10 protein-coding genes and 1 pseudogene are annotated in these 12,261 nt (G+C 60.8%); 5 read left to right on the plus strand and 6 right to left on the minus strand.

Going from position 1 to position 12,261, the window contains the following annotated elements; all coding sequences use genetic code 11:
* Positions 1-7: 7 nt before the first annotated feature.
* Positions 8-916, plus strand: a complete 909-nt coding sequence (locus VRB54_RS12195; protein WP_338477388.1) for a LysR family transcriptional regulator — start codon at positions 8-10, stop codon at positions 914-916.
* Between the two features lie 6 nt (positions 917-922).
* Here VRB54_RS12195 and VRB54_RS12200 read toward each other — a convergent pair whose 3' ends face one another.
* The 3 genes and pseudogenes from VRB54_RS12200 to VRB54_RS12210 all read right to left on the minus strand — a co-directional run bounded on the left by VRB54_RS12200 (position 923) and on the right by VRB54_RS12210 (position 3,423).
* A complete protein-coding gene (locus VRB54_RS12200; RefSeq protein WP_338477389.1) occupies positions 923-1,393 on the minus strand; it encodes a hypothetical protein in 471 nt (156 codons plus the stop codon).
* Positions 1,394-1,460: 67 nt separating this feature from the next.
* Positions 1,461-2,743 (minus strand): annotated as a pseudogene (locus VRB54_RS12205) (ATP-binding protein).
* A complete protein-coding gene (locus VRB54_RS12210) occupies positions 2,740-3,423 on the minus strand; it encodes a response regulator transcription factor (protein WP_338477391.1) in 684 nt (227 codons plus the stop codon). The pseudogene VRB54_RS12205 and the gene VRB54_RS12210 overlap by 4 nt, the downstream one beginning before the upstream one ends.
* A 154-nt stretch (positions 3,424-3,577) precedes the next feature.
* Here VRB54_RS12210 and bamA point away from each other — a divergent pair, with 154 nt between their 5' ends.
* Positions 3,578-5,944: an outer membrane protein assembly factor BamA gene (gene bamA / locus VRB54_RS12215; RefSeq protein WP_338477392.1), complete on the plus strand. Its 2,367-nt coding sequence runs from the start codon at positions 3,578-3,580 to the stop codon at positions 5,942-5,944.
* 20 nt (positions 5,945-5,964) lie between these two features.
* Here bamA and VRB54_RS12220 read toward each other — a convergent pair whose 3' ends face one another.
* Positions 5,965-6,729, minus strand: a complete 765-nt coding sequence (locus VRB54_RS12220; RefSeq protein ID WP_338481097.1) for an AraC family transcriptional regulator — start codon at positions 6,727-6,729, stop codon at positions 5,965-5,967.
* A gap of 204 nt (positions 6,730-6,933) precedes the next feature.
* Between VRB54_RS12220 and VRB54_RS12225 the strand changes: the two genes are divergently transcribed.
* Genes VRB54_RS12225 through VRB54_RS12235 form a run of 3 tightly spaced genes read left to right on the plus strand, consistent with a single transcriptional unit; the run spans position 6,934 to position 10,104 of the window.
* Positions 6,934-7,881 (plus strand): 4-hydroxyproline epimerase, encoded by a 948-nt coding sequence (locus VRB54_RS12225; RefSeq protein ID WP_338477393.1) that lies wholly within the window; start codon positions 6,934-6,936, stop codon positions 7,879-7,881.
* A gap of 17 nt (positions 7,882-7,898) precedes the next feature.
* Entirely contained in the window at positions 7,899-8,843 is a 945-nt protein-coding gene (locus VRB54_RS12230) for a dihydrodipicolinate synthase family protein (protein ID WP_338477394.1), read from the plus strand.
* Positions 8,844-8,856: 13 nt separating this feature from the next.
* Positions 8,857-10,104 carry an FAD-dependent oxidoreductase gene (locus VRB54_RS12235; protein ID WP_338477395.1) on the plus strand — a complete coding sequence of 416 codons (1,248 nt, stop codon included), beginning with the start codon at positions 8,857-8,859 and terminating at the stop codon, positions 10,102-10,104.
* Between the two features lie 191 nt (positions 10,105-10,295).
* Here VRB54_RS12235 and VRB54_RS12240 read toward each other — a convergent pair whose 3' ends face one another.
* Complete coding sequence (locus VRB54_RS12240; protein WP_338477396.1) at positions 10,296-11,219, minus strand: ADP-ribosylglycohydrolase family protein; 924 nt, start codon at positions 11,217-11,219, stop codon at positions 10,296-10,298.
* A gap of 37 nt (positions 11,220-11,256) precedes the next feature.
* Positions 11,257-12,240 (minus strand): GlxA family transcriptional regulator, encoded by a 984-nt coding sequence (locus VRB54_RS12245; protein WP_338481098.1) that lies wholly within the window; start codon positions 12,238-12,240, stop codon positions 11,257-11,259.
* Positions 12,241-12,261: the final 21 nt, after the last annotated feature.

Raw genomic sequence — 12,261 nt, forward strand, 5'->3', positions numbered from 1 at the left:
TAGATCAATGTTCGAACTGACTCAGTTGCGCTGCTTTACCACGGTGGCTACCGAACTCAACTTTCGGCGTGCTGCGGAGCGGTTGAACATGACCCAGCCGCCGCTGAGCCGGCAGATCCAGTTGCTGGAGCACCATTTGGGGGTGGAGTTGTTCACCCGAACCACCCGCAGCGTCACGCTCACCGCCGCAGGTCGGGCTTTTTTCGTCGAAGCCCAGAACCTGCTCGAGCGCGCCCAGCAAGCCGCCGTGACCGCCCGGCGCTTTGCCGAAGGGGATATCGGCACGGTAAACATCAGCTTCGTGGGCAGTGCGGTGTATGAGTTTCTGCCCAAGGTCATCGCCGAAGCGCGTCTCAAGCAGCCCCATGTGCGCATTGATCTGGCCGAGATGAACACCTATCAGCAGCACGAAGCCCTGCGCGCGCGCCGCATTGACCTGGGCATCGTGCGTGCGCCCCTGCTCGAACCCGGCTACGCCACCGAATGCCTGGTGCGCGAACCCTTCGTGCTGGCTGTGCATTGCAGGCATCCACTGGCCCAGGCCGAGCACGTCTCGGTGCAGGACCTGGATGCCCAGCCCTTCCTGATGTACGCCCACTCGGCCTATCCGCCATTTAACGAGCTGCTTACGGGCATGCTTCGCTCAGCCCGCGTGGCGCCGGAATACGTGCAATGGTTGGGATCTTCCCTGACCATTCTGGCACTGGTCAACGCCGGCATGGGCCTGGCCCTGGTGCCCCGTTGCGCCAGCAGTGTGGTGTTCAAGAACGTGGTCTTTCGCGAGATCGATCTCGGCCAAGGCGTGCAGAGCGAACTGCACCTGATCTGGCGTGAACACAATGACAATCCGGCTTTTGCCATGCTGCTCGAGGCTATTCGCAAGGCGGTGCATGGCGGTTGGGAAAGTGGCCACTGATCGCAATCAGGCGGGTGGCTGCTCCTTGGCGTTGTGCGCCGCGTAAATGACGGTTTGCGCAAGGTCGGCCGACAGGGGTTGCCGGGTGAAGTAGATGTCGCCGTCGTCGGTATGAATTTCGTAATCCACTTTGCGTGCCGAAGGCACTGCCGGGCCGGCATGCTTGATGATTTTGTGCACGCGCTGGAATTTCACTCCCAGGGTGCCGTTCTGGACAGGGCCGGTGAGCACATTGACACTTTGAAACCAGCCATCGTCGCGTTTGTTGGCCAACAACGCATTGGCCATCGCCTCAAAGCGCTCCAGGCGGGTAAACCCCCACAGTGTCGGCGCTTCGATGGCTTCGCCTTGACCGGCCGCACCGGTAAACACGAATAGATTGATCGTCGGATTGTCTTCGCAGAAGAAGTCATAAGGCACCAGCCCATCGATCATTTTCCGCCCTGAAACAAACCCTTTTTTATGCACCTGAAACATCGCTGCCTCTACTCAACCAATGGCTTTGCCGAGCGCAGAGTCTAATGAGGTGGCAAGTACAGAGCCGTCAAGCGAGTGTAATTTCGCGTAAAGACCGTGCCCTCGGCAGGCTGATTTCCAGGGTCAAACCACCCTCCTGCTCATTGCGAGCCACGATACTGCCCTGGTGCATTTCCAGGGCACTGTAGGCAATCGCCAAACCCAGGCCAAAACCGACGCTGGCGTCGCCGCTGCCGCGTTCGAACGGCTGAAAGATGCTCTGCAGCCGGGCTTCGTCCACCCCCGGTCCCTGATCGGTGATGCGTACCCAAAAATACTCCCCATCGGCACTGAGCCGGGTAGATACCTGCACCGTAGTCTTTGGCCGGGTATAGCGCACGGCGTTGCGTATCACGTTCTCGAAACAGCGGTACATCAGCTCGCCATTCACGCAGGCGATAAAAGGCGGCCCGTCCTGCAACTGCACCTGGCAGCCTTTGATGCCCGCCTCGAATTGCGCATCTTCAACGATCATCGCCAGTAACTCGCTGATGTCGAACGGTTCGCGCTGGATGCTCTCGGGCCGCCCTTGCAGGCGCGCCAGCGTCAGCAACGCTTCGATCAGGGCATCCATGCGCTCGGACTCGCGCTCGATGCGCTCAAGCATGCCCACACGCTCGCTGCCCTGACGCAACAGCCCGATGGCCGCGCGCATGCGCGTCAGCGGTGAACGCAGCTCATGGGAAATATCGTGAAGCAATCGTTGCTGGGCTTGCACCAGCAACTTGAGCTGGTTGGCCATACGGTCGCATTCGCCGGCCAGGTCGACAATTTCGTCGCGACGCTTGCCCATCATCGGTTTGACGCGAACATCGAAACGCCCCTGAGCCACTTCGCCCATCGCGCGGCGCAAACTGGCCAGGGGCCATGCCAGGTAGTAGGCCAAAAACCCGCTGAACAGTGCGCTCATCAAGGTGCCGATGATCAGCGGCACCTGCAGGCCGGGTCCACCGTGCTCATAGCTGATCGGGTGGGTGGAGCGCAGCGACAGAATGAGACCTTCCTTGCTGATCACCGTCTGCTCATAGGCTGGCGACAGCACAGCGGAGCCGGCCAGCAGTTGCCCGGCATTGTCATACACGCCGATTGCCTGATCGGGCGGACGTCGCCAGGTCGCCAGCAGCTCGGCTCCAGACTCAACGCCGAACTGCCGCAGCAGTGCGGCCTCGCTGGCCAGGATGACTTTCAAATTGGGGTCGTCCGGCTCGAACGTTTCCACCTCATGCACCCCGACCCCGGCAAAAAAGTCAGGCTCGTCGCCAGCCAGAACGCCAGGAACAGCTTCCAGAACAGCCGGCTGGGCTTCATCATTCGGCTATCAACTGATAGCCGAGGCCACGCACGCTCTGGATCCAGGCCTTGCCGTCGCTGCGCGGCCCCAGCTTCTGGCGAATGCTGCTGATGTGCACGTCGATACGCCGGTCATAGCGTTTGAGCGGGCATCCCAGGGCATTGAGCGACAGGTCGGTCTTGTTCACCACCTGACCCGCGCATTTGGCCAGTTCCTCCAGCAGGCTGAACTCGGTGCTGGTCACCCCCAGCTCACGGCCTTGCCAACGGGCCTCACGCCTGGCCGGCCACAACACCAGCTCACCGGTGCGGATAACGTCCGCCGTCGGACGATCCGCCGGCTGCACCCGCCGCATGATGGCACGCAGACGCGCCACCAGCTCTCCGGGGGAACTGGGCTTGGGCACGTAGTCGTCCGCGCCAAGCTCGAGGCCGGCTATGCGGTCGATATTGTCGCCACGGGCGGTGAGCAGCACGATGGGCACCTGACTGACCGCGCGGATACGCCGCAGCACCTCTATCCCGGACAACTGCGGCAACATCACGTCCAGCACCACGATGCTGTAGCGGCCCGACAGCGCCTGCTCCTCACCCTCCTCTCCGGTATGCACGGCGGTCGCGTCAAAACCTTCACGCGCCAGGTACTGCCTGAGCATTTCGGTGAGGTCTTCATCGTCATCAACCAACAGTACTGAAATCATCGCCAGCTCCTGGGTCAGGGTGCGCACATTATCGGTTTTCGCTGACCAGCGTCATGACCTCAATGCAACCTTTACCTAACTTGACACTGGGTTAACCGCACCATACCCACCGCGCTCTTATGCTGCCGCGTCGATGTGTTCTGGAAAGATTTTGATGATTTCTTCGCGCTTGCTCTGCACGGTTGCGCTATTGCTTGATATTTCATTGCTACAGGCCCAAACCCTGACGATTTCGGATATCCGTATCAACGGCCTGCAACGGGTCTCTGCGGGCAGCGTTTTCGGTGCACTGCCACTAAACATAGGTGAAGAGGCGGACGCCCGCCAACTGGCGCAGGCCACGCGCGCGCTGTTCAAGACCGGATTGTTTCAGGACATCCAGCTGGCGCGGGACAACGATGTGCTGATCATCAATGTCGTGGAGCGCCCTACGGTTTCCACCATCACGATTGAAGGCAACAAGGCAATCTCAACCGAAGACCTGTTGAAAGGCATGAAACAGGCCGGGCTGGGCGAAGGCGAGATTTTCCAGCGTGCCACCCTCGAAGGCCTGCGCAACGAGCTGGCGCGCCAGTACGTTGCCCAGGGCCGATACTCGGCATCGGTCGATGCGCAGGTAATCACCCTGCCACGCAACCGGGTCGAGCTCAAAGTCACGATAGATGAAGGCGCCGTCGCCGCCATCAGCCATATCAACGTGGTCGGCAACACAGTATTCAGCGACGAAGAACTGGCCGATCAATTCACCCTGAAAACCAGCAACTGGCTGTCGTTCTTCAGGAACGATGACAAATACGCCCGCGAGAAGCTCTCCGGCGACCTTGAACGACTTCGCTCCTACTACCTGGACCGTGGCTATATCAACATGGATATCAGCTCGACCCAGGTCTCCCTCACGCCGGACAAAAAGCACGTCTACATTACCGTCAACATTCAGGAGGGCCGCCGCTACCGGGTGCGCGAAGTCACACTCAGCGGTGACCTGAAAATCCCCGAGGACCAGGTGCAGTCCCTGTTGCTGGTGCGCAAGGGCCAGGTATTTTCACGGCAGCTGATGACCACCACCGCCGAGCTGATTACTCGCCGCCTCGGCAATGAAGGCTACACATTCGCCAACGTCAACGGCGTACCTCAGGTGCACGAAGACGATCATACGGTGAGCCTTGTATTCGCCATCGACCCCGGCAAGCGCGCCTACGTGAATCGCATCAATTTTCGCGGCAATACCAAGACCCAGGATCAGGTGCTGCGCCGCGAAATGCGCCAGATGGAGGGAGGATGGGCATCCACGTTCCTCATCGACCAGTCCAAGGTACGTCTTGAACGCCTGGGTTTCTTCAAGGAGGTCAATGTCGAAACGCCGCCAGTGCCGGGCACAGATGACCAGTTGGATGTGAACTACAGCGTGGAGGAGCAATCGTCCGGCTCGATTACCGCCAGCGTGGGGTTCGCCCAGAGCGCCGGGCTGATCCTGAGCGGGTCGATCAGCCAGCGCAACTTTCTCGGCAGCGGGAATTACGCCAGCCTGGGCCTGACCCGCTCCACCTACCAGAGCAGATACAACCTGGGCTTTACCGACCCCTACTTCACGAAGGATGGCGTAAGCCTGGGTTACAACGGGTTTTACAGCAAGACCGATTACAACAACTATTACGACAATGGACGCTCCTATTACGCGCTCAACAGTTTTGGCGTGGGGGCGAAAATCGGCTACCCGATCAGCGAAACTTCGCGTTTGAGCTTTGGACTTACGGCACAACGCGACAGTATTGAGCCGGGCACCTACAGCGCCGATGAAATCTATGAGTTCATTGGCCGTGAGGGCAAGGCGTTCACCAACTTCAAGGCTGAACTTGGCTGGTCGGAATCGACCCTGAACAAAGGTATCCTCGCCACACGCGGGCACTCGCAGAGCCTGAACATGACGGTGACAGTGCCCGGCAGCGACCTCAGCTTCTACAAGCTCGACTATACCGGCCAGACGTTCGTGCCGCTGAGCACTGACACTGCCCTGCGCCTGCATACCAAGCTCGGCTATGCCAATGGCTACGGTTCCACCGATGGCCTGCCCTTCTATGAAAACTACACCGCCGGCGGCGAAGGCTCAGTGCGCGGTTTCAAAAGCGGTACGCTCGGGCCCCGCAACACGCCCGCGACCGGAGCCTATTCCAGCCAGGGTCAGGCGTACTACACCGACCGTGACCGCGATGCGCTGGGTGGCAACGTCCTGATCACTGGGGGCATGGAATACCTGTTCCCCATACCGTTCGTCAAAGACACCAAATCCTTGCGCACCTCGGTGTTCTGGGACGTAGGCAGCGTTTACTCGGACAAGTGCTACCTGAGTACCACCCAGGGATGCGGCACCATCGGGCTCGGCCAGATGGCCAGTTCGGTGGGTGTCGGCGTCACCTGGTACAGCGCGCTGGGCCCACTGAGCTTCAACCTGGCCTATCCGATTCGCACGCCCGAAAATGCAGATACGCAGATATTCCAGTTCTCCCTGGGCCAGAGCTTCTGAGTGCACGCACAGCTGAAATATCACTCCGAGGCCTGTCGATACTGCCTCGGAGTGAACCCGGTGGAGGATTTGAACTGGCGGGTAAACGCACTGTGATCGGTGTAACCGCACTGCAACGCTACCTCTGTAATCGGCAGCTCTGAATGCAGCAACAGTCGATGAGCATGCTCCAGCCGCACCTTCTGGATCATCTGCCGAGGCGTGAGCTGGAACACGCGCTTGCAGTAGCGCTCCAGTTGCGCCACAGAAATTCCCGCGATACGCGTCAGTTCCCCAAGGGGCACGCGGCGGTGGAAGTGCGTGCGGATGTGTTTGTCGACCGCCGCCAGCCGCTGGTAGGCCGGATGGGTTTCGCTCGCCGATTGCAGATCGACCGAGATACCCGCCAGGCCAATGATATGGCCGACATCATTGTAAAGGGGCCATTTGTGAGTGAGGCACCAGCCGGGCTCGTGACTGCCGTAGAGATGCAACTCCAACTGGTCTTCAAGCACCACGCCCGCTTGCAGCACGCGCCGATCCTGCTCGGTATAGCCGGGGCCCAGTTGCGCGGGAAACACTTCAGCGCTGGTCTTGCCCAACAGCGCCTGCATCTGCTTCAGGCCGCAGCGCTGCACCAGCGTGCGGTTGGCGAGCGCGTAGCGGGCATCGCTGTCCTTGATGAAGATCGTCGCATTGGGTATCGCGTCCAGCAGCGGTAATAGTTGCGCCACGCCGGACAGCAAGTGTTCGATGCTCGGGGGGCGATTGCCCTGGAGAAAGGTCGCAAACGTGCTGTGCAACATGAATTTGACTGCCCCACTCATACGTCGACGTCCAGCAGATTGCGCCATGCCCGCAGCGCTGTCGAGCACGGTCATTGTGCCGAAATCGTCATCCATAATTAGGCAAAGCATCAATCGGTGCCCGGCCGACGCGTTCAGGCTATGCCCGTCACAAGAAGACGCGGCCATGACTTCTCCCGGCAACGTGCACTGACGGAGCGCTCCATGAAACGATTGCATGTCATCGACTCCCACACCGGAGGCGAACCCACGCGCCTGGTCCTCAACGGCTTTCCTGCACTGGCCGGTACCACCATGGCCGCCCAGCTCGAAAACCTGCGCACACACCACGATCAATGGCGTCGCGCCTGCCTGCTGGAACCGCGCGGTAACGATGTGCTGGTGGGCGCGCTGTATTGCCAGCCGGTGACGCCAGGAGCCACCTGTGGGGTGATCTTCTTCAACAACGCCGGTTACCTTGGCATGTGCGGCCACGGCACCATCGGCCTGGTGGCTTCATTGCATTTTCTTGGCCATATCAGCCCCGGCGACCACCTCATCGACACACCGGTCGGGAGTGTAACTGCCACGCTGCACGTCGACGGCACCGTTACTCTGCGCAATGTGCCCGCCTGGCGCTACCGCAAACAGGTTGCGGTGCAGGTACCCGGCCATGGCCTGGTACATGGCGATATCGCCTGGGGCGGTAACTGGTTTTTCCTGGTGTCTGACCACGGCCAGGCGTTGCACATGAGCCATGTCGAGGCGCTCAGCGACTACACCTGGACGCTGCTCAAGGCCCTTCAGGATCAGGGCATTCACGGGGCGGAAGGTGCGCTGATCGACCATGTCGAATTGTTCGCCGATGACGCCCAGGCCGACAGCCGCAACTTCGTCATGTGCCCTGGCAAAGCCTACGACCGCTCGCCCTGCGGTACCGGCACCAGCGCCAAGCTCGCCTGCCTGGCCGCAGACGGGAAACTCGCCGAAGGCGACATCTGGTTACAGGCCGGTATTACCGGCAGCCAATTCGAGGGCCGTTATGAATGGGATGGCGAGCAGGTGCGGCCCTTCATCACCGGCCGCGCCTACGTGACCGCCGACAGCGTGCTGCTGATCGACGAGCAGGACCCTTTTGCCTGGGGCATCTGCGCCCCGACCCTATTCGTCTGACACAAGGAGTTGCGACAATGACCCACAACATCTTCAGCGGCTGCATTCCTGCCCTCATGACGCCCTGCACCCCCGCGCGCACGCCCGACTTCGACGCGTTGGTCGCCAAAGGCCGTGAGCTGATCGATATCGGCATGAGCGCCGTGGTGTACTGCGGCTCGATGGGCGACTGGCCGCTGCTCACCGACGCCCAGCGCCAGGAAGGCGTGGCGCGCCTGGTGGCCGCGGGTGTGCCAACCATCGTCGGTACTGGCGCGGTGAACAGCCATGAGGCCGTGGCCCATGCAGCGCATGCCGCCAAGGTCGGTGCCCACGGCCTGATGGTGATTCCCCGCGTACTATCCCGAGGCGCATCCGCTACCGCGCAAAAGGCCCATTTCGCAGCGATCCTCAATGCAGCGCCGAACCTGCCGGCGGTGATCTACAACAGCCCTTACTACGGTTTCGCAACGCGTGCCGAGCTGTTTTTCGAACTGCGCCGCCAGCACCCGAACCTGATCGGCTTCAAAGAGTTCGGCGGCGCCGCCGACCTGCGCTACGCCGCAGAAAACATCACGTCCCAGGACGACAACGTAACCCTGATGGTCGGCGTCGACACCCAGGTGGTGCATGGCTTCGTCAATTGCAATGCCACCGGTGCCATCACCGGGGTCGGCAACGCCTTGCCCCGGGAAGTGCTGCAACTGGTGGCGCTGAGCCAGAAAGCCGCACTGGGCGACGCAAAGGCTGGGCGTCTGGCCCGCGAGCTGGAAACGGCACTGGCGGTGCTGTCGTCCTTCGATGAAGGCTGCGACCTGGTGCTGTATTACAAGCATCTGATGGTGCTCAACGGGGACGAGGGTTACGCACTGCACTTCAACGAGACCGATAAGCTCAGCGATGCCCAGCGGCACTATGCCGAGCAGCAATACACATTGTTCCGCAACTGGTATGTCAATTGGACGGCCGAGGTGTCGGTGTAGGAGCGAACAGGCCATGTGCGATCACACCCCGCCAGACATCGCCGTCGTCGGCGCCGGCATCATCGGTGTTGCCTGTGCTCTGCAACTCTCGCGGCAAGGACGCCAGGTGCTGGTGATCGACGCGCAGGGGCCGGGCATGGGCGCCTCGTACGGTAACGCCGGCCATCTTGCGACCGAGCAGGTGTTTCCCATCGCCGATCTGGCGATCCTCAAACACCTTCCCGCAATGCTGCTGGACCCCACGGGCCCGCTGCGCCTGGACTGGAAATACCTGCCCCGCGCCCTGCCCTGGTTCGCCCGGCTGCTGCTCAACCTGAGACCGGACTCCTATCGACGCACAGTGGCAGGTCTTCGGGCCCTGAATGAAGGCAGCCTGGACGCCTGGCGCCGCCTGCTTGAGTCCATCGGACAGCCACAACTACTGCGCAACGACGGCTCGTTGCTGGTATTCGAGCGAGCCGATTCGCGAAGCGCCATCGATACCTTGCAGCAGCGCGTGCAGCAACACGGCGTACCGGTGACCTTCTGGCCGGGCGATGCGGTCCGGGCGGGTGCGCCGCAGTTGAGTGAGCGCATCCAGGGCGGTTTGTTTTTTCCGGGCACCGGGCACTTTATCGATCCCTACACAGTGGTGCGTGCGCTGGTTAATGCTGCCAAGGCCAACGGTGTACGTTTTATCCAGCGCAAGGTGCTCGATGGACGGATTGACGGCGATGGAGTCACGCTGACGACCGACCAGGGAACCCTCACCGCACGGCAGGTCCTGATTGCCTGCGGCGCCCACTCCGCCAAACTGACGGCGGCCCTGACCGGCAAGAAAGTACCGCTGGACACGGAACGCGGCTACCACCTGATGCTGCCCCACGAGCACGGCAGGCTGCCGTTTGCTGTCACCTCGCTGGAACGCAAGTTCATCATGACCCCCATGAGCAGCGGCCTGCGCCTGGCCGGCACGGTGGAATTCGCCGGACTGGACCGCCCCGCCAACATGGGACGCGCATGGCAACTGCACCGCCTAAGCCAGGGCCTGTTCCGCGAAGACTTGAACCGTCACGACGCCACCCCCTGGATGGGGTTTCGGCCGTCACTGCCGGACTCGCTGCCGATCATTGATCAAGTCTGTGAGGGCAAGGTGCTGCTCGCGTTCGGTCACCAGCATCTGGGGCTGACCCAGGCCGCGGTGACAGCGCAGATGATTGGACAAATGCTGTCTCATCAGCGCGTCCCGCAATGGGCGTCGTATCGTCTTTCAAGGTTCTGAGGGATTAAAAATCAGAATCAAATCCTGGAAGCGGGCCTTACTGTGGCGAGCGGGCTTGCCCCGCATTGGGCTGCGCAGCAGCCCCAAAACCATGCCCCACGCAGTGTCAGGTACACCGCGTTTTCCTTGGTTGGGGGCGCTTCGCACCCCAACGCGGGGCAAGCCCGCTCGCCACAGAGGCCTCGGCCTGCTTAAGGGTTTTGAGTCCAGGTGGCGGCAGCCCTGAACAATGCCTCGGCAATGTGTTGAATCTCATCGCGCATCCACAGTTTCTCCATCCATCCGGAAGGAATGCCTTGAATTCCGTAGTGAGCGCCGGCCAATTGCCCAACGATGGCAGCGGTTGTATCGGCGTCATCGCCCAGATTTGCCGCTTCGAGTACTGCGTCGGCGAAACAATGGGTGTGATGGAAGCACCAGAACGCAGCCTCCAGGGAAGCCACTGCATAACCGGAACCCACAATGTCGTTACTCGACTTCGCTTGATATTCACTGCCTGCGATAGCCGACACTTTCGGTGCCGACAGGGAGAGATTGGGAAACCGAAGCACATCAGCTTTAGCAGCCCCACTCAATGCATTACTGATCGCTTCAGCCAGTAACAGACAACACTCAATCGCCTCCTGCGCCGCATGGGTGGTGCGAGAGCTGTCTGCCGTGAATGCGCGGACCTGCTGACGATCAGGAAAGTAAAACAGGGCCACAGGCGCCAAGCGCATCATTGAGCCATTGCCTGCGGAATATGGGTCCGTAGAGCCTGCAAATGGATTGCCATTTTTCTGGAAGTCCGCCAACGCTTGACGAACCGTCATCCCAATATCAAAACATTCGCCTGTGGAGCTCAAATCCCCATGCGCCCACCATTTAAGGTAACGCGCCATCTGATCCGCCGCGTCAAACCCTCCACTCTGCAACAAGCTCTGCGCCAGGCAGAGTGCCATCGATGTATCGTCCGTCCATTGGCCAGGTTTGAGCTTGAAAGGCCCTCCGCCGACCATATCAACCACGGGCGCGAATGAGCCTCGGGGCATGAATTCGACCGTCGTCCCAACTGCGTCGCCACAGGCCAAGCCAAGCAAACTGCCACGATAGCGATCCAAAAGCGTTATAGCCATGCGTACTCCCTGAGCTAATTCCTCAACGACACACAGGCTACTTCACCAACCGCCTCTCCTTGGAGGGGCGATATCCGAAATACGCGCTGTAACACTTGCTGAAATGACTCGGCGATACAAACCCGCACGCCACCAGCACATCCACCTGTGACAACTCGGTATGCTGCAACAGCCGTCGCGCCTCGGTGACGCGCAGTTCCATGTAATAGCGCTGCGGCGTGGTGCCCAGTTGCTCCTTGAACAGCCGTTCGAGCTGACGCCGGGAACGGCCGGCGTAAACGGCAAGTTGGTCGAGTTCGAGAGGTTCCTCAAGGTTGGCGTCCATCAACTTGACCACTTCGCGCAGCGGCGCGCTGACGCAGACGTTCTCGGTCGGTTTGATGCGCCGATAGCGTGACTCCTCGAACGCCAGAATATCTTCGATACCTTCAACCAGCGCCTTGCCATGCAGGCTCTTGATCCAGTCCAGCGCCATATGGAAGGCGCCCGAAGGGCTGGAGGCGGTGAGGCGGTCGCGGTCGATCACGAAGGGTTCGCTGGTGACCTGAGCCGCCTTGGACACTTCCGCAAGTGCCGGCCGGTGCTCCGGGTGAATTGCGCAGCGATAACCCTGCAACAACCCGGCGCGCCCCAGAAACCAGGAGCCATTCCACAACCCGGCGAGGCTGATGCCTTGTTCAGCGGCGCTGCGCAACAGATGGATGAAGTCTTCGCTGGCCTTGAGCTCGGTGCGAAAGCCGCCGCATATCACCAGCAGGTCCAGGTCATGCAACGCCGCCGCATCAAGTACGGCGTCAGGGCGAATCACCAGGCCCAGGTCACTGATAACTTCGCCCTCACCCCAGCCGAAGGTGCGCGAGGCGAACAACTCGGGGCGCAGCAGGTTGGCGGTGACCAGGGTATCGAGGGTCTGGGTGAATGCTGGCAGGGAAAAGTGTTCGAGCAACAGAAAGCCGACGCGAGCGACCGAGGCCAACCGCCCGGGATTTTCGTTGAGGTAACGCAGGTTCTTGCCTTTCATGCCGCCGCTGAATTGACGTCT

This window comes from Pseudomonas trivialis (assembly GCF_036864995.1).
Taxonomy (GTDB): Bacteria; Pseudomonadota; Gammaproteobacteria; order Pseudomonadales; family Pseudomonadaceae; genus Aquipseudomonas; species Aquipseudomonas trivialis.